The organism is Fibrobacter sp. UWR4 (assembly GCF_003149045.1).
Lineage (GTDB): Bacteria > Fibrobacterota > Fibrobacteria > Fibrobacterales > Fibrobacteraceae > Fibrobacter.
This window is the reverse complement of record NZ_QGDU01000012.1, coordinates 21,498-39,946: the sequence shown is the minus strand read 5'-3', so window position 1 is coordinate 39,946 and position 18,449 is coordinate 21,498. Positions and strand designations below refer to the sequence as shown.

Genomic DNA, 18,449 nt, shown 5'->3' with positions numbered 1-18,449 from the left:
TGGATGCCTCGCTATTTCTTTTTGAATGGATGTAGATGTATTCGCAAGTGTTCCTAAAAAATACTAGCGGATAACCCCTACGTCCTTTTTGTGGACAAAACCTTTAATACGCTCTCCAAGTCTGATTTCAAGGAACTGGCCTTGTTCGGAAAGAACTTCGAAGGAAGTGCCTTCGGAAAGGGTGTTCAGCGTTTGTGACTTGTGGTCGGGAGCGCTGGTAACATCTGCGTCAACGGCGGTGACAACACCGATGGTTTCCGTTTCGGCAATAAAGATCTTGTAGCCGGCGCTAGCCCCTACGATACAGAAAATAAAGACTAGAATGAAGGATGATCCCACTAGGATGTTTCGGGTCTTTTCGTTTGCGGTAAGGCGTCTTGCAATGGCGAAAATCACGAAGCACCAGAAGAGTCCTAGCAGGATAAACATCTGGGTCTTGAGAGCCAGTGCGTGGTGTGCCTTGAAGAGTCCGGAGAGAAGGGGATTTTCTTCTTCGTCTTCTTCCACCTTGTCCTTAGTCATGGCTGTGGCGAATCCCAGGTTGTGCAGAATGTCGGGATCGTTAGGACGAAGTCTTAAGGCGGATTTGTAGTAATAGACTGCGAATCCTAACTTGCCGTTTCGGAAGTAGGCATTGCCCAGGTTATAGAATAGGTCGGGATCTTCCGTACCGTTGTCGGCACAGGTGCGCCATTCGTCGATGGCTCTTTCGAAGTCGTTGTTATGATAGGCTTTTTCGCCTGCAGAAATGCCCGGACAGCTTTCGTTTGCGGCAAAGGCTGCGGAACCCATGAGGGCTACTGCGGTAATCAACATGCAAATCATCTTTTTCATATTAAACCTTCAGACCTTCGCAGAGTTTTTCCACATCTTCAAGCATCTGCTTCTGTTCGTTTGCGGAGGGGTTGACCGGTGCAAATCTTGCAAAGGCGCACTTTTCTAGCCAGCTGTCAATTGATGCGATGGTTTCTTCCTTGACTCCTCTGGATTGCAAGTCTGCCTTCATCTGGTCGCGGGTCATGCCCTTGTATTCCTGGTTGGTAAGGTCGCTGAGGTAATCTACAAGACCGTTTTCCAGGGCGGCGTACAACGCCTTGGCGTCACCCTTGGAGAGTGCTTCCTTGGCCTTGGCGAAACGCAGCTTGAGTTGCTTGTTGGCGTGGCTCTTGCGGACGAGTGCGGTGTCGCTATTACGTTTGCGCTTGCTGCGTACGGTAAATACTACGGCGAAATAAGCGGGAATTGCTGCCAGGAATGCGATCCAGTACCAGATTTCCTTGTAGGGCGCCTTGCTGCTGTCTGCTGCGCCCTTGATGGAGTGGATGAATCGGATGTCGGAGCCCAGGGCTTCGATTTCCTTTTTCTGTACGGTCGGAGGACCGCCTGCAGGATTTGCGGCGACTTGAGGCTGGAAGATTGCGTCAGCGGCGGGTGCTTCGCCCTTTTCGACTTCAATGTTCCAGGGACCTTCGGTTGTTGTTTCGTATTTCTTCTTGGTAGGGTTAAACCAGCTGTAAGAAATGGCGGGAATGGTGAATTCGCCCTTCTTCTTGGGATAGAGGAAGATTCTGGTAGTCTTGGTCGTAATGACCTTCTGTCCGGAAATCTTCTTGTTAATGTCGTTTTCGGGAGGCACCGCACGGAAGTCGCTGAAGTCCGGAAGCTTGGGGTCCGTAATGGTGCCCGGAGTTCCATCACCCTTCATCGTAATGGTCAGGGTCAGGGCTTCGCCAACCTTCAGATTGGACTTGTCCACATTGGCAGAGAAACTGTAGCTACCTACCATGCCGCTAAAGTCTGCAGGCTTGCCTTCGGTAGGCAAGGGCTTTACGGTAATCTTGATAGGCTGGGAAGCTGTTTCTGTATCTACAGGTTCCTGCTTGACGGTGCGGCTGGAGAAGGACATGCCGCCCATCTGCTTTTTTTCTTCCACAATCTTGGGTTCGCCGACCTTGGTGTACTTGAACTTGAAGGGTGGAATTTGAAGATTGCCACTCTTAGTGGGGCTGAGCCATGCGAACTTTGCGCTAGCCTGACGTTCGCGGGGGGAACCTTCCACGGCATTCCATTCAATGGAACTCAACTCATTGCGGTGAACGATAAAGTCGTTACCGGTGCTCATGTCCGTAGCCTGGAGATTTCCTGCGAAGTGTTCGTAAGTGTGGAAATTCAGACTCAGGTAAATCTGTTCCCCTTCGTAGATGGTAGTCTTGTTGGGCTTCAGGGAGACCACGAGCGCGTCATCGTTATAGGAACGCTGAAGGCTAACGGGAATTTCCCCGGTGACATTCACCTTCTGTCCGTTGATGTTCATGAAAATGGTGCCGGAATTGATTCGTCCCGTTTTTTTCGGTGCCTTAAGGGTGAACGTGTAAACACGGGCCTTGTAGCTACCACGGCTACGTCCACCACCGAAGAAGTCTTCAAAGGGGTCGACCTGCTGGCGGATGACTTGGTCAGCACTGTCCAGTTTTACTAGGGAGAATCCATTCTGGGCTTCGAACTGGGGAGCCTCCCTGTTTTCAGGAAGGTCCTGCATGGGAAAAATAAGCTGTAATCCAAATGTATTGCCCATCTCAATACGTTCCCTGTCAAATTGCAGGGACGGACGGGCAAAAGTCATGGCTGCAAGAGCCATACAAGCTGTCATCAATTTTTTCATGGCCTAAAAATACCAAATTTTCAGGCGCGAGACTTTTGGGACTAGTCGAAATTTAGACTACGGCGGTAGGGGGTAAATCCAGCGTCCGTAATGAATTTTTCCGCCTGTTCGATGGAGGTAAGACCGTGATTGGTTAGAACGTTTTCCTCGATGACGATACTGTTGATGTCATCAGCACCGGAGTGGAGCCCCAATTCCCCTAGGGATAGGCCCATTCCCAGCAGGGAAACTTCAATGTGGGGGATGTTGTCCAGATAGAGGCGGGACAGTGCCAACAGTTTCAGGTATTCATCCCCACGGACGTGACGGATGGGAAACTTGTCTGTTTGAGGCTGGAAGGTCCAGACTACGAAACTATTGAAGCCGTGGGCGATATCCTGGGTTTTACGAACAAATTCAAGATGCTGGATGATTTCTTCCGGAGTTTCCATACTGCCGAACACGATGTTGGCGCTTCCGGGAAGTCCTTTCTTATGGCATGCGGCCAAAGTGTCGCACCACTGCTGGGCGGGAAGTTTCTTGGGACTCAGGAATTGACGCATGCGGTCGCTGAGAATTTCTGCACCTGCGCCAGGGACAGAGCTTAGTCCGGCCTGTTTCAAAATGTCGAGCAGTTCATCCAGGCTGATTTTATTGGTTTCGGCAATTCTTACCAGCTCTACCGGGGAGAATCCTCGAACACGGACTTTCATTTCCTGCGTCAGCATCTGAAGGACGTCTGTATAATAGGAAAGAGGGATGTTCCTGTTTACGCCGCCCTGGAGGAAAATGTGGTCGGCGCCCCTGGCTTTTGCCTCGATTGTTTTTTGGCGGATTTCGTCTAGGCTCAGGACATATGCTTCTGGGCTTTTTTCCGGACGGCAGAAACTGCAGAAACTGCAGGTGACTTCACAGACGTTGGTGTAGTTTACGATGCGAAAAGCGGTATAGCCTACCTTGTTGCCGGGAAGGCGGATATGGCGTACCTTGTTGGCGGCTTCCACTACTTCGGTCCAGGGAGTTTCCGTCAGAAGTTTAAGACCTTCGGCTGGGGTGAGGCGGAATTCGGGACGGTCGCTATTTGCACCATCAATTGCTTTTTGCAGTAAATCGTTCATTTTAACGTAAAATAGAAAGTTTTTGTGTGGAAAAACGGAATGTGGTGCAAATCAGGTCGCGGATGATGGATGGAAGGTAAAATGGCTTTTGGATATATTGTCCATGGAATCGTGAGTGGGACTTGTGATAAAGAACACGCCTGGATATAAATTATAGAATGAACAGTGGTGTGTTCAAAAAGGAGTATGTGATGAAGCGTTTGGATTTTGCTTCAATGGGTCTCGCCTTGGCTCTTTCTGCGACTGCAGCCAATGCGTTTATTTTGACGGGCTCCGTTTCCGATGCCAAGGGTAAGGCGGTTAAGGGGGCTTCCGTTAAACTTTTGAATAATAATCTTTCCACGACTACAGATGGCGTAGGGGCATTTACTCTTCGTGATAAGCCTATGGGTAGTGGCGTCGATGGGATCCGTTCCCTTTCGTTGCCTGGTTTTGTGGGGGTGAACGACGGCGTTCTTTCTTTTGCTCAGAGTAGTTCTGGCCCTGTGAAAGTCCAGGTTTTTGACGCTCTTGGCAATAATGTCGTGACTAAGTCCTTCTACGGTTCTGGCGAAGTGGATCTTCGCGGTTATGTGAAGGCTGAAGGTTCCTATTTTGCTAAGGTCCAGATGGGTTCTGCCATGCAGAATGTACAGTTTTCCGCTCGCGGTACCTATGGTGCAAATTATGGCGTTCCGACGGTTAAGAGCTTGAAGAAGGATGGCGCTGGAGACGATTTGCAGGTTATTGCAGAAGGTTTCGATACTTTGAATGTAAAACTCGCCAATCTGGACACCAATGTGGAACTTACCTTGCAGAGGGCTGTCGGCGCTGAAGAACAGTTTGACTTTGGTTGGGCAAAGGGTAATGCGCCCGTACCTACCCGAGGTTGCGGCAAGACGTGGCCCCGCGTGAAGTCTGGCAGCTATGATTTCCAGTGGAGCAAGGGTAAGCGAACCATCAGAATCGACATTCCCGACAACTATGACAACAACAAGCCTTACCGCCTTGTGTTCGGTATGCACTGCATGGGTGGCTGGGCAGGTGGCGTTCAGCAGGAAGGCTACTATGGCATGAAGCCTCTGGATACGGAAAAGACCACCATCTTTGTGGCTCCCGAAGGAAACGGCAATCAGGCTCCCTGGGCCCAGGATGACTACATTCTCTTCGATGAACTTTTGGCTGATCTCCAGAGCAATCTCTGCATTGACTCTTCCCGCGTGTTCTCCGCCGGCTTCAGCTATGGCTCTATGTTCACCAACGGCCTTTCCCGCGACCATCAGCATGTGCTTCGTGGTGTAGCAGCTTACGAAACGGCTGAAATCAACATCTATGTTCCGCCTCATTCCGGTAAGTCCATTGCCTGGATGGGTGTGCTTGGCCTGCAGGACGACCTGTGCCGTCCGGACCTTGGTCGTGCAGCCCGTAATACAGCCTTAAAGCACAATGGCCCTAACTTTACGGATGCTAGTGGCGAACAGGCCGAAGAATACAAGGGTTCCGGCCCCCATCTCTGCTATGACTACAAGACTGTGGATGAACGCTTCCCGGTAAAGTGGTGTACTCAGAACGGCGGCCATATCTGGGATCATAAGGACCCGGGTCAGACTAAGTCCTGGGTTCCCCAGACTACTTGGGAATTCTTCACCCAGTTCTAACATGACCGCAACGCTCTAGATTAATTAAAATCTCTCTCGTTTTATAAACTCTCGGCAGAATTGTCGGGAGTTTTTTTGTTGTTTTTTAACAACGCTTTTTGTTATTCGGGAGAACCTTCTGCTGATGATTTTTAATAGATTGGTTCTTGTAAGGCTAGGAGGTTTTTATGAAAAAACAAGATTCTTTATTGGTCCTTTCCGCTACATTGCTTGCCGCATTTTCTCTTGTTGGCTGTGGCGATGAAAAGTCTGCAGATCCCAACGATAACGAAGGCAAGGACGTGATTGCAAATAGCTTTGATGAACTGCCTGTGTGTAGCGCGTCCCGTGAATGCTCTGTGGGATATGTAAAAGGTGAGAAGATGGAGTACACTTGTGTCGATCGCAAGTGGTTAAATGAACAGGAACTTATGGTTTCCGGTAGCTGTCAGAAACGTCCAGAAAATGGTGAAGACGAAGCTAAGAATCCTGTATTTACTGCTGAAGATTATCTGAATTCTGAAATTGAATATGGAACCATGATTGATCCTCGCGATAGCAGTGTCTATAAAACGGTGAAGATTGGTGACAAGGTTTGGATGGCACAGAATTTGGATTACCGCGGAGAAGGCGTGGTTTCCTACCGTGGCTACCAGGATTTTTATCCTGTACATGGAACGCATTATTTTGCGCAATATGCCAAGGTCGCTTGCCCCGAAGGATGGCGCCTGCCTAGTTACGGTGAATTTGAAAAATTGATTTCTTCTGTTGATTCCTCGTTCGTAAATGGGAATACCGAAGATTCTGTGGCCGTATCCGAAATCGGAGGGAAGGCGTTGAAGTCTCCCCTTGGATGGACGTTGAATGGTGGCAGTAATGAATCTGGTTTTTCAGCAGTCGGATCTGGTTACGTTACCAAGGATGCGAAGTATGGCATGGCGATTGTATCTACTCCAGGCGAGTCTGCTTGCTTCTGGTCTTCTTCCGGCTATGGTGTAGAATCTTGGTCTTATGGAACGCTTTCTGGAACGAATTACAACATGTTCGCCCTTTGCCTGACGAAGGATGATGAATCCGTTACTCTGAAAAAACGCAATGAGGCTTTGTCTGTTCGTTGTCTAAAGGATGAATGATGATTTTGATGAACTCCCGGCGTAATGTCGGGAGTTTTTCTTTTATGGGCGAACAGGATTTTTTTCTAAATTTGGCGCCATGGAATTTAAACGTTTTGAGGCTTTGATCGAGAAGTTCCCGCAGGTGCAGATTTTTAGCACCGAGGGCGAGGATCTTGACCGAGTCATTACTCATTTCTTGAATCAGCAGACGGGTGTCTCCACCATGTCGGAGGCTATCCAGCGCAAAATCCAGCAGGCTCTGGCTCCGTTCTTCCAGCAGCGTTTCATTAGTCTTGGTGATTCCGAAGCGCCCTTGGTTCGTAACCTGCTTTTGGATAAGAAGTTTTTCTTGCAGACGGACCGATATATCGATGATATGGCCTGGCCTGAAACAGATCCTGCCAAGCTAGAAGAGGCTTTGAGAATTGCGGATCTGGTGGAAGGTATTCTGGACCGTAAGTTGTTGAGCCTTTCCAATGGTGAACTGCGTCGAGTTCTGTTGGCTCGTATGTGGATGGAATCTCCGGAATGGATTTATTTTAATGATCTGTTTGGTGGTCTTGATCCTGAATATCGCGCTCATCTGGCTGGTTGCGTGGCAGATTTGGCTCGTAGTCGCGGCGCTGGCTTGAAGATTGCAGTGCGCCTTGCTCGTGAAGATGAGCTATTGCCGGAAATTCCTGCCTTTGTTTATGCGGATAAGACTTTTACCCAGTACGAAGGTAAGTTGCCAGAAGTTGCTGCTCAGCCGAAGTTCACCAAGAAAGAACTGAAGGATTACGAGATTGTCCGGTTAGACCATGCCGATGTTGAACAGTGTCAGCATGACGATCGCGAAGTTCTGTTTGACTTGAAGAACGTCAATGTTCGTTTTGGCGATACCGATGTTCTCAAGAACTTGAATTGGACAGTCCGTAAGGGGGAACACTGGGCTGTGATGGGTGAGAATGGTGCCGGTAAGAGTACCCTGTTGGGCATGCTCACGGCTGACCATCCCCAGATTTATAACAACGATATTACCCTTCTGGGAGAGCGCCCGGGCCATGGTCTTAATATTTGGGACCATAAGGCAAAGCTTGGTTTCTTCTCTCCGGAACTGGCGTTGCAGTACCGTGAGGATTTGACCCTTCTAGAAGTTCTTTGCACCGGGTTTACGCCGAATCTCTGCAAGGCCGCCAATCCGACTTGGGAGGAAAAGTCCAAGGCTCGGGAATGGTTGAATTATCTGGGTTTTGAAGATGTGAACCAGAATGTTCGCACCTTGTCACCTATTGACAAACGCCTTGTTTTGATGGCTCGTGCTGCAATTCGCCCGCCCAAGGTTTTATTACTGGACGAACCTTCCCAAGGTCTAAAGGGGGAATATAGGGAAAAGATTTTCCACTTGTTGCAGCTCCTGTCTACAGAAACAACTATTATTTTGGTAAGTCATTACGAAGAAGAATGGCCTCCTTGCATGACTCACTTGCTTCGCATGCCGAAATTTTCACTTAACTAGTAGATAGAATTTCCTACTTCCTACTTTTATGCAACTAAACGAACAGACCATTTTGAAAGCGCTCTGCGCCGTGCAGGATCCTGACCTTCACAAGAACATTGTGGAACTGGACTTCGTGCAGAATCTGAAAATTGATGGGGATAAGGTCAGTTTTGACCTTCGCCTTACGACTCCGACTTGTCCAATCCGAGATCAGTTCAAGGACCAGTGCATTGCTATTGTAAAAAGCCTGGGCGCAAGTGAAGTGAACGTGACCTTTACGGCAAAGGAAGGTGGTTCTGCTACTGGTAATTCCGCTGCCAAGGCTCCCCAGGATTCCCATATTGGCGAGGTTGCCCATGTGGTGGCTGTGGCGAGCGGTAAGGGTGGTGTAGGTAAGTCGACCGTTACTGCAAACCTGGCCATGGCATTGAGCTTGTCCGGTGCTCGCGTGGGTATTCTGGATGCGGACATTTATGGCCCCAGCATGGGCCTTATGTTTGGTATTGACAAGGCTCCGGAAGTCTTTGATGACAATACCATTGCTCCTGTGGAAGCCAAGGGGGGAGTAAGCATTGTGTCCATGTGCATGTTTGCCGATTCCGACAAGGCGACCATTTGGCGAGGCCCTATGGTAAGCCAGATGATTCAGCATTTTATTCATCATGTACGTTGGGGAAAGCTGGACTACCTTCTGGTGGACTTTCCTCCAGGAACAGGCGACATTCAGTTGACCTTGACTCAGAACTGCCCTATGTCCGGTGCAGTTGTGGTGACCACTCCTCAGGAAGTTGCCCTTGCAGACTGCCGTAAGGGCATTGCCATGTTCGATAACGTGGGTGTCCCTGTGATTGGCGTCGTGGAAAATATGAGTTACTTTATCTGTGACCAGTGCGAAAAGCACCACTATATTTTCCGTCAGGGTGGCGGCGAGTCTATTGCCAAGAAGTGGGGCGTGCCCCTGATTGGCAAGGTCCCTCTGGAACCCGCTGTTGCTGATTGTGGCGATGCTGGTACTCCCGCTGTACTCAAATATCCCAACTCTGAATCTGCTAAGGTTTTCATGCAGGTTGCGGATTCCATGGTCCGCACGATTTCCGTGTTTGATCACGAAAATGCGGATACCTTGAAGAGTTACAATTACGAATTTGACCAGTTGCCGGTAGAAAACGTCTAAGGAGTGTTTATGTTACAGCCTAAGAAATTCTTTAGAACTCCTGATGGTAAGCTAGGCGTGGAATGGAATGATGGCACCCGGGGGGCTTGCTCAGTCCGTGATCTGCGTTGCGCATGCCCTTGCGCCTTGTGCGTAGATGAACATACGGGGGTGAAAACTCTTGACGATTCTACGGTATCCAACGATATCAAACTTGTAAAGGTGCAGTCCGTAGGTCGTTATGCCGCGACTTTGTCCTTCAGTGATGGTCATAGTTCGGGAATATACCCTTACGATAAACTAAAAGATTTGACGGATTTAGGATAAAAAACCATATTTGTGCAACTTCTTGGATTATTCCAAAGAAGTACAATTTGGATTGATAGGTGAATATATGAGTGATGCAAACGAAGCACTATACTTTCGGGACTTGAATCGTTTCCCGACTCTTACTCCTCAGGAAGAGTCGGCTCTGCTTTCGATTATCAAGACCGGAGCTACAGAAGAAATTCGAAAGTCCGCTTTGCAGCGTCTCATCCGCGGCAATCTTCGCTTTGTGGTCAGTGTTGCCCGCAAGTATCAAGGCCGTGGTCTTTCCCTCCTGGATCTCATTAACGAAGGTAACCTGGGCCTTTTCAAGGCGGCTAAGCGTTTTGACATGGACAAGGACGTGAAGTTCATCTCCTACGCCGTGTGGTGGATCCGTCAGTCCATCCAGAAAGCTCTGTTTGAACAGGTAGGTGCGGTCCGAATTCCGCCTAACAAGCTTGCCCTCGTAAATCGCTTTAAGCGCGCCCTCATGCAGAATGATGGTGACTATGAACGTACCATCGCCATGGATGAATTCTCCCCGTACGAGAAGGACATCGTGGAAGTGATGGAAAAGATTGTGGACATCTCCCTGGATGCACCTATTGGTGACAGCGCTTCTGTGTCTAGCAGCAGTGAATCTGTCAGCACCTTGATGGATGTGCTGGGTTCCGACGGCAACCAGAACGAAGATCTGGAACGCGAGGAACGTAAGAAACTCATCCAGGAAACTTTGTCCAGCCTGCCTCAGCGTGAAGAAGAAATTCTCCGCATGTTCTATGGCCTGGATACTGTTGAAGATACCACCCTGAAGGATATCGGCGAAGACTTGAAGCTTTCCCGTGAACGTGTCCGCCAGATCAAGAACAAGACTTTGCGTCGCCTGCAGAAGAGCAAGGAACACAAAGAAAAGCTGGCTGACTTCCTCGACTCCTAAGCTACGGTTTTGCCTATGGCGAATTCCACCTCTGCGGCTCAAAAGGCGGCATATTTATTCCTGGCATTGTGCTGCGTAACCCTCCTTGCTTTTGGAGGTTTTCGCGCTTATCAAATTTACGGCCCCTCTAAGGTTTCTGTAGGGGGTGTACCTTATGGCCTTCCCGCAGGTTCGACTGTGGCCCGTGGTGATGCCCCGGACATGAAGTCCGAAACTTCCTCCATGCCGGTCCAGGTCCAGACGGAAATGCGTCGTGCTCAGGAACTTTTCCGCAATGGATCCTTTGGCAGTGCTTTTGATATTTACGACGGTATAGTGCTTCTGTATCCTGATTTTGCGCCTGCAATCTGGGGTGCCGTGAATACTTTGTTTGAAATAGATTCCCTGAATGATAACCAGAGGGATAGACTTTCCTTGCTCTCCGGAAAACTTCAGGGCCGTTATCCTAACTCTGGCTTGTCTTCTTACATTGAAAGCCGTTCCCTCTATCTGGCTGGTAATACCGCTGCTGCCCAGGAGTTGGCCCGAGTGGCAAGTGAAAGGGCTCCCGCCCTTTATGAAACAAGACTCTGGTACGGTGAACTCTTGCTGAAGGAATCCAGAACCGTTCAGGCTGCAACGGAACTGAAAACTGTGGTTAGCCTTTCCAACGGGGATTCTCCCAAGGCCTATGAATTGCTGGCGGAACTGTACCATCAGAGCGGTATGCTGGATAGCTGTTCCGCAGTAGTGGAATATGCCCTTTCCCAGTATCCGGTGGATGCCCATTTGCTGTTGCTACAGGGCTATATGAATGAATACCGCGGCCGCTATGATGCTGCCGAGAAGATCTACCAGCGTATTCTGGCATTCCGTCCGGAGTATCTGCCTGCGCGGGAAGCGGTAAACACTCTTGGTGAAAAGACTCCTCCAGGTTCTGGTTCCGGAGCGTCCGTTTCCCCGCAAGATCGTGCGCAGGTCGCCTGTGACATTCTTGAACCTCTTGTAGAACGCTATCCCGAAAATCTTCCCTTGAAGGAAGCTCTGGGCCGTGCGTACCTGAAGGGACGCCAGTATGATCGTGCCCGCCTGCAGTTCCAGGAAATCCAGCGTAACAACCCGGAATATCCTGAAATTCAGCAGCGTATCCAGGAAGCCAACGTGACAAGGGCTGCTCCTGCATCCAAGGGCAACAATGGTCTTGCTGCAAACCTGAGCCGCGCGGTGGATAGCCTGCGTGAAGCCTCCAAGCCTACCTCCAGTCATGACTTTACCACCATGCTGGGGCATTACCTGGTCCGCTATGGCGCAACTCCCAAGGAATTCTTCAAGAAGTATTCTATTTCCAACTTCAAGCCGGTAAGAAATAACGTCTGGCAGGAATCCTTCTATAACGCACCCTACAAGCATACCTATACGGTTGTCTTTGACTCTCTGAACCATTTTCGTCAGGTTCATGTAGTGGTGTATGACTCCTCCTCCAGTTCAAACCATCTGGGCATGGCTCCTGAAGTGTTTAATCGACTTTTGAAGCAGAATTCCAGAATTTCCGGCATTGGCAATAGCACCGGCGAGACGGATTGCGGAGACGGTCTTGTTCTGGATGCCGCCGTGTGGGAAACTCAGGACAATTTTGAAATGATTGCCCGCGTGGTGGGTAAGCCAGCCGAAGTCCGCATGATCCGTTTTGATAAGACGGTAATGCCTCCGGGACTGAAACTCTGCGATTACATCACCTACCTGAATCAGTTCTAGCCTGTTTTTGTATCTTTTTAACTATATGTTGCGTATTCGGTTCATGATGCTTGCCTTGGTTGCGTTCCTCTTCGAGGGATGTACTTGCTGTGCGTATCTGAACCACATGTTTAATGCGGAACGCCTGGATGAACAGGCGGCAGAACTTCGTACCGCCCGTATGGATAGTGTGCCGGACCCTGAAAATTCCATGCCTGGTGGTGAAGAACGCAAGAAATACGACAAGATTATCGAAAAGGGTTCCCGAGTCCTGGAACGATTCCCCAAGAACAAGAAAAGATCCGCCGAAGCCGTATTCCTTATTGGCGAATCTTTCCGCCATAAACAGGAATGGAACAAGGCGATTACCAAGTACGACGAATTTGAACGCTACTTTGCCGATCATGATTCCATGCCTGCAGTGGAATACCAGCGCGCCTATTGCCTTTATAAAAATCACGAGTTTAATATTAGCCGCTTCGCCCTTGAACCGGTTGTTGCCACCAAGGAGCACCCCTACTATTTCCAGGGACTGAACCTGCTTTCCCTCCTGGATGAACAGGCCGAATTCCCGGACCAGGCCATTGCTTCCCTGGAAGCGGTGCTGGCTGACACGGCGGGAACTCCCTTCATGAAGGCCAAGGCCCATTTCCGACTTGCGGGACTTTATTTCAAGAAGGATGATTGGGCAAAGGCTCGAGAGCATTATTCCGCTGAAGAAATTAAACTGCTGAATGTCCGTGAACGTCAGACTGCTGGCGAACAGGCTGCAGAATGTTTGGCCAACCAGCAACAGTACTTGCCTGCGGCTGATGAATTCAAGGAACTTTACAAGAATCCTGAATTTGAAACAAAGCAGCCGGAATACCTGGTGCGTATTGGTGAATTGACCATGCAGGGAAACAAGGTGGCGGATGCCATGGTTATCCTGCAGAAGGTGAATTCGGATTATCCAAGAACTGAACACGCTTCCCGCAGTTACTTCTGCCTTGGTGATTATGAACAGACGAAGACCATGAACTATGACCGTGCGGTGGTCTATTACGACAGTAGTTTCCTTTCCAGGTCTGTCAGTAAGTATGGACAGGAAAGCCGGGAACGTCGCGACGCCCTGAAACGCCTGATCGCCATGCGAAACCAGAATGACGAGGACAAGAAAAAGGATTCCATCCCGAACATGGGTTCCTTCTTCAATTCTGAATTCCAGATTGCGGAATTGTTCCTGTTCAAGCTGGATGAAATGGATAGTGCGGTGGCGCGTCTGGATAATATCATTCAGGGTTCCGGTGACAGCGTCCGTGTACTGCGTGCAACTTACGCCAAGGCTTTTATTTACGATGAATTTATGCACGATCCGGATTCCGCCGAGGAATTGTATAAGGAAGTGATTGAAAAGTATCCCAATACGGATTACGCCAAACAGGCCCAGGTGAACCTGGGGATGCGTGTTACCTTGAAGACTCGTGAGGATGAGGCCAAGGAACGCTATCTGATGGCGGAAAGCTTGTGGACTGTAGCGTCCGAGATGCCGTTGGAGCAGATGGACCTGGTGGACTCCGCGTATGCCCGCGCCTTTGAACAGTTCGATAGTCTCTACCAGGCATATCCTGAAACCCAGTCTGGTGCCCAGGCTCTCTACATGAAGGCCATGTACTACCAGATGAATCCGGAACGACTGGATAGTACCTATGCGATGTATAAGGAACTTCGCGAGAAATATCCTCAGACCCCTTGGGGGCAGCAGGCCACCAAGATGCTGAATTCCCGCCTGACGATTACGGATGACGATCTGAAACGCCTACGTAAGCGCTTGAAAAGTAGCGAGGAACACATTGACCGTCTTTCCGCAAAGTACTATGAACAGCTGAACAAGAAGCCCGAGGAAAAACAGGCGGAAGTCAAGAGCAAGGAAGACGAAATCCTTGAAAATACGTACAACAGCATGTACGATTTCGAATAAAAATCAAGAAATTTTGGGAAAACCTGGGGATGTCAATATATGACATCCTTTGTTTTTATATTTACTGCACAGAAAGACACTGATTTACTGAATAAAAGGAAATTACGATAATAACAGTGTCTTAAAGGAATCAATATGAAAAACAAAAAGCATAAGGCCCTGAATGTAAAGAACCAAGTAGTAGAAATCCCGGAACAGAGGCCTTGGGATGATGGCTTTGCCGCCTTCAAGAGACGTATCAACGAACAGCTTCAATTGAACAATGCGGACTTCGTTGCCGAAGACGATGACCTGCGTCCCTTCTATCGCATGGGCGAAAGCGAAACCTACGTTTTAAGTGCCTTGGGTTGCTGCTTCTAGCGGGTAATGATCGAAGTGCACAAAAAGAAAACGCACCTGCTAACGCAGGTGCCCAGGTAGGTTTGGACGCCGTTGGCGTCCGCCTCTGCGGCTCGGCAATAAAAATAAGCAAGCTTATTTTTGCTGCACTCGCCTTGAATGCTATTAGGGAGGGGGTGGACCCCCAGGATATGCGCCCTTCAGATTTGAGTATATAGAAAACGCACCTGCAAAATGCAGGTGCCCAGGTAGGTTTGGACGCCGTTGGCGTCCGCCTCTGCGGCTCGGCAATAAAAATAAGCAAGCTTATTTTTGCTGCACTCGCCTTGAATGCTATTAGGGAGGGGGTGGACCCCCAGGATATGCGCTCTTCAGATTTGAGTATATAGAAAACGCACCTGCTAACGCAGGTGCCCAGGTAGGTTTTAGGGAGGGGGTGGACCCCCTCCCTAATCTTATAAGCCACCCAGCAGACTTGAACTGCCGACCTGCTGATTACGAATCAGCTGCTCTACCAGCTGAGCTAGAGTGGCGTAGTGGGGACAAAGTTAGTAAGTGAGTCCCTTTTTGTCAAGATTGGCTGACAACGGCCCAATTTTTTTCTAGAATTGGACTACAAAATTTTAAAAACGGACGTCTAATTATGGCAAACGAATCTAATACCAAGAATTCTGAAATGAAGGAATTTTTTGCGGCCCACGGTTCCAAGATTATTGCAGCACTGCTGGTGGTCATGGCTGTTGTGGTTGGTATGAACAAGTATTTTGAATTCCAGAAGTCTGAAGCTGCTGAACAGGCTAACCTGCTCGGTAAGGGTATGTCCTATGTGTATGCTGCACAGAACGATAGTGCTCTGACTGAATTCCAGTCTCAGATGAATTCTGGCAAGCTGAAGGGTTTGGCTCTCGCTAAGGCCGCACTCCTTTCCGGTAATACCATGTTTGAAAAGGGCGAATACGACGCTGCTGCAGACATGTTCCAGAAGTCCATGGATAACGCCGGTTCTTCTGCTCTGATTCGTTCTGCTGCAATGCACGGTCTCGCTTCCGTGAAGATTGAAAAGGCTGACTACGCTGCAACCGCTTCTCTCCTGGAAAAGTTCGTTGGTGAATTCGGCAAGCGTACTGGCGACTTGAAGGACCGCTATCAGAAGGATGAACCTGCAGATGAGGTTCCCACTGTTGCTGACGCCATGTGGAAGTTGACTCTCGTTTATCAGCAGCTGGGCCAGGCAGACAAGGCTAAGGCTACTGCAGAAAAGATCCTGAAGATCTACGGCGACAACCAGAACGTTGCTGACAAGGCTCAGAAGTTCCTGGCTGAATAAGGACCGCTAATAGAGACCGCTCGCTTATCGTCTCGGTAAGAACGTATGGCGTCGCTCGCTGTTGCTCGGGATAAGAGAGCGCTAGTTCATGAAGGTTTCAAGAAGGCTCCGCGAAAGCGGGGCCTTTTCGTCAATACCGCTCGCTTTTCATCGGGGCAGAACGTGTGACATCGCTCGCTGCTGCTCGGGATGACAGAGCGCTAATTCAAGCATATTAAGGAAAGGCTCCCGATGGGAGCTTTTCTTATTGTTGGACTGCGGCGGAGGTGAGGGCGAACTTGCCGGTGGCGGTTTCGCATTCGGCTCGCAGGTAGACGTAGTTCTCGAAGTCAACGGGGATGTCTACAGAAGGGAGGGTGGCGACCTGGCTTGCCAGGTGAAGCTCTTCCCTGGGGGAGAGCTTGCCGCCGGGGAGGCGGCGCCTACCAAATATCTTGATGTATCGGAAACAGCCGCCTAAGTCCTGGTTACTGCGGGCGTGGAACAGGAGGCCGCTGTTGCGGCCGTTGCTATCCAAGGTGCGTTCCCACCAGAGTGCGGGTCCGTCTGTAACGTAGCAGTTGTCTCCAGAGAATGCCTTCTGGACCAATTCGCAGGTGAGTCCGTTTGCGACGACGTTCGTGTTCCGCGGGGTAGGCTTTTCCTGTTGGCCGGAGTCTTGTTGAGCGGTTGGAAGTTGCACTACGGTGCGTACTTTGCCGAATACGTGATGCCTGTTGTTCTTCAAAGTGAACAGGGGAAGGTTCACTGCGGTTGTGTCGTTCAGGTCACCGTGAGCGTCGTTGCCGCCAATAGGCAACACGAAGTTTTCCTTGCCCAGTTCCTGGATCCACCATTCACGGCCGAGCATAAATCCTTCATCCCTAAGGCCGTTCCAGAACTGGATGCCGCGAATGGGATGGGGACTTTGTGTCTGGAGGTCCTCGGACTTCCAGTAGCCTCGACGGAAGACAAACTTTTCCAGATAGCCCATCTGCTGATGGGGATGAGCGGCGAAGCAGGGGGCTTCTGTCATTTTCAGGATTTGCGGAATCTTGAAGGAGGGCTTGTTGTCCAGCCAGTTCCTGCCGCAGTCTCCTAGACCGGGCAAATAGCCTGAGGGACCAAGTACGGTCATGTGGACGTTTTCGCCCTTGGAATTTCCGACGGACACTTCCTCGCCGGCGATCATCAGCGGTGCTGCGGTGTTTTGCCCATTGGCTTTTTCTGTAAGATTGCAATCGGCAACTTCCTTGCGGAGGGCTTCAAAACGGGGCAGGGGGGAAGGGGCTTCCTTGGTGTAGTCTTCCGTCAGGAATGCGAAGTCGTAGGCGTGGTCTGTAAGGCTTACAAAGTCCAGGCCGATGGCTGTCGCAGCCTGCTGGAATACTGCTGGAGTGGCGCCATGTTCCACATGGTCTGCGGAATAATGGGTGTGGCAATGCATTTCTCCAGCGACGAATCCTTCTGGCTTGGGAAGAGCTTCGCTGAGGATATGGATGCGTAAAGGCCTGGGCTTCAGTCCCGGATAGTTCCAGCGGGAGAAGGTTCTTGTCTTGCCGTTTCGACGGGCTGTAATCTGGCTGTGGACTTTGTATACGCCGGGGGCGAGATTCCCTAATTCCACTGGGAAGAAACAGAATTGCTGATCGGCCTGGATGTCCAGGGAAACCTTGGTTTCTCTAGGTTCTTCTGGATCACTTTCTTTTTCGATCCTGAGTCGTATTTCTTCGATTCGTGTTGGGAATCGGTGTGCGTCACGAACCACGATCCATAGGACGGGATTGGTGCCAGGGACGAACTGAAAGGGGGCGTCCACTAGGATTTCTGGCCATGGTCTGTACAGCAGGGACCAGGGAAGTTTAAACTTGAAATGGGTTTCTGCGTAGTGCAGTTTTTCGCCCGGAAGGAAACTCATTATTCCTCCGGAGAAACCTTGTCATCATCATCGTCATCTTTGACTTCGGGTTCGTTGAGTAGACCGAAGCTTACGCGGACCTGCATCTGGAGGCCGCCGATATTCCACTTGGCCTTTGTTTCGGGGCCGTCGGGAACGATGTCTGCGAAGGACTGCTTGGATTTTACGCTGATGGAGCTGAAGCCTACATCTCCGTAAACCTTAAAGTCCTTCCAGCTGGCAATCAGGTAGCCGAGACTTACGCCATAGCCGGAACCAGTGGCAGGCGTTTCCGCCTCGATTTTTCCCCAGGTGGTGTATATTTCCGTGCCGGGGAGAACCCAGTACCAGCGAAGGGAGATGCTGAAGAGGGATTCGCCGGAAAGGCTCATGAAGTTCTTGGGTATGGCCAGTCGGTATTCCAGGAAGAGAGGCACACCCTGGATGGTATAGCTGTAATTGTGGGTGCGGTTCTTGCGGTCCGTCAGCACTACGGATTCGTTGTCGTAAATGAATCCTATGCCCGCACTGATAAAGTTGTCCTGGAAAATCTGGTACTGGATACCGGCGGAAACCGGGAAGCAGAAGTTGACCTTCTGGAAATCCTGCTTGGCCACATTTAGGGATTCGCTTTCGGTAACGGCATCTTCCCTAAAGCTGTAATAGAGGGTGTCCACCGCATTCTGGAAATACTTGCGCTGGTCAAAGCTCAGGAAGGACACGGAGGGCTGTGCGAAAATGGAAAGCTTGGCTCGGTCGTGTTCCACCTTGCTATCGTCCGCAGCTAGCGTGATTCCGGAGAATACGCAGATTGCAGCGACTGCAATAAGAAACTGCTGGAAGAGATGATGGAGCCGCATTCTAA

15 protein-coding genes and 1 tRNA gene are annotated in these 18,449 nt (G+C 50.0%); 10 read left to right on the top strand and 6 right to left on the bottom strand.

The genetic code is table 11. The features are described from left to right. Positions 1 to 63 precede the first annotated feature (63 nt). Genes BGX12_RS06520 through BGX12_RS06510 form a run of 3 tightly spaced genes read right to left on the bottom strand, consistent with a single transcriptional unit; the run spans position 64 to position 3,759 of the window. Positions 64 to 834: a tetratricopeptide repeat protein gene (locus BGX12_RS06520; protein ID WP_109735279.1), complete on the bottom strand. Its 771-nt coding sequence runs from the start codon at positions 832 to 834 to the stop codon at positions 64 to 66. Position 835: 1 nt separating this feature from the next. Beyond that, a complete protein-coding gene (locus tag BGX12_RS06515) occupies positions 836 to 2,662 on the bottom strand; it encodes a BatD family protein (protein ID WP_109735278.1) in 1,827 nt (608 codons plus the stop codon). A 41-nt stretch (positions 2,663 to 2,703) separates the two neighbouring features. Next, positions 2,704 to 3,759: a CofH family radical SAM protein gene (locus BGX12_RS06510; protein ID WP_109735277.1), complete on the bottom strand. Its 1,056-nt coding sequence runs from the start codon at positions 3,757 to 3,759 to the stop codon at positions 2,704 to 2,706. 191 nt (positions 3,760 to 3,950) lie between these two features. On the opposite strand from BGX12_RS06510, the gene BGX12_RS06505 reads away from it, so the two are divergent. The 9 genes from BGX12_RS06505 (at position 3,951) to BGX12_RS06465 (ending at position 14,402) form a co-directional block, all read left to right on the top strand. Then, a complete protein-coding gene (locus BGX12_RS06505; protein ID WP_109735322.1) occupies positions 3,951 to 5,396 on the top strand; it encodes an esterase in 1,446 nt (481 codons plus the stop codon). Between the two features lie 167 nt (positions 5,397 to 5,563). Next, on the top strand, positions 5,564 to 6,508 hold the full coding sequence (locus BGX12_RS06500) for an FISUMP domain-containing protein (RefSeq protein WP_109735276.1): 945 nt from the start codon (positions 5,564 to 5,566) through the stop codon (positions 6,506 to 6,508). A 79-nt stretch (positions 6,509 to 6,587) separates the two neighbouring features. Next, on the top strand, positions 6,588 to 7,988 hold the full coding sequence (locus BGX12_RS06495; protein WP_109735275.1) for an ATP-binding cassette domain-containing protein: 1,401 nt from the start codon (positions 6,588 to 6,590) through the stop codon (positions 7,986 to 7,988). A gap of 28 nt (positions 7,989 to 8,016) precedes the next feature. Continuing rightward, entirely contained in the window at positions 8,017 to 9,144 is a 1,128-nt protein-coding gene (locus BGX12_RS06490) for an Mrp/NBP35 family ATP-binding protein (RefSeq protein WP_109735274.1), read from the top strand. A gap of 9 nt (positions 9,145 to 9,153) precedes the next feature. Beyond that, a complete protein-coding gene (locus BGX12_RS06485) occupies positions 9,154 to 9,450 on the top strand; it encodes a DUF971 domain-containing protein (protein WP_109735273.1) in 297 nt (98 codons plus the stop codon). A gap of 67 nt (positions 9,451 to 9,517) precedes the next feature. Further along, positions 9,518 to 10,369 carry an RNA polymerase sigma factor RpoD/SigA gene (locus BGX12_RS06480; RefSeq protein ID WP_109735272.1) on the top strand — a complete coding sequence of 284 codons (852 nt, stop codon included), beginning with the start codon at positions 9,518 to 9,520 and terminating at the stop codon, positions 10,367 to 10,369. A 15-nt stretch (positions 10,370 to 10,384) separates the two neighbouring features. Further along, complete coding sequence (locus tag BGX12_RS06475; RefSeq protein WP_109735321.1) at positions 10,385 to 12,103, top strand: tetratricopeptide repeat protein; 1,719 nt, start codon at positions 10,385 to 10,387, stop codon at positions 12,101 to 12,103. A 25-nt stretch (positions 12,104 to 12,128) separates the two neighbouring features. Then, the gene (locus tag BGX12_RS06470) at positions 12,129 to 14,042 is read left to right on the top strand and encodes a tetratricopeptide repeat protein (RefSeq protein WP_109735271.1); all 1,914 of its coding nucleotides are present in this window, start codon (positions 12,129 to 12,131) and stop codon (positions 14,040 to 14,042) included. A gap of 135 nt (positions 14,043 to 14,177) precedes the next feature. Next, positions 14,178 to 14,402 carry a hypothetical protein gene (locus BGX12_RS06465; RefSeq protein ID WP_109735270.1) on the top strand — a complete coding sequence of 75 codons (225 nt, stop codon included), beginning with the start codon at positions 14,178 to 14,180 and terminating at the stop codon, positions 14,400 to 14,402. A 439-nt stretch (positions 14,403 to 14,841) separates the two neighbouring features. On the opposite strand, the gene BGX12_RS06455 is transcribed toward BGX12_RS06465, so the two are convergent. Next, positions 14,842 to 14,914, bottom strand: a tRNA-Thr gene (locus tag BGX12_RS06455). Positions 14,915 to 15,024: 110 nt separating this feature from the next. Here BGX12_RS06455 and BGX12_RS06450 point away from each other — a divergent pair. Continuing rightward, positions 15,025 to 15,708 (top strand): tol-pal system YbgF family protein, encoded by a 684-nt coding sequence (locus BGX12_RS06450; protein ID WP_109735268.1) that lies wholly within the window; start codon positions 15,025 to 15,027, stop codon positions 15,706 to 15,708. A 244-nt stretch (positions 15,709 to 15,952) separates the two neighbouring features. Here the strand turns inward: BGX12_RS06450 and BGX12_RS06445 are convergent, their stop codons facing one another. Beyond that, the gene (locus BGX12_RS06445; RefSeq protein WP_109735267.1) at positions 15,953 to 17,605 is read right to left on the bottom strand and encodes a PHP domain-containing protein; all 1,653 of its coding nucleotides are present in this window, start codon (positions 17,603 to 17,605) and stop codon (positions 15,953 to 15,955) included. Beyond that, entirely contained in the window at positions 17,605 to 18,444 is an 840-nt protein-coding gene (locus BGX12_RS06440) for a hypothetical protein (protein WP_199220737.1), read from the bottom strand. The genes BGX12_RS06445 and BGX12_RS06440 overlap by 1 nt, the downstream gene beginning before the upstream one ends. Positions 18,445 to 18,449 lie beyond the last annotated feature (5 nt).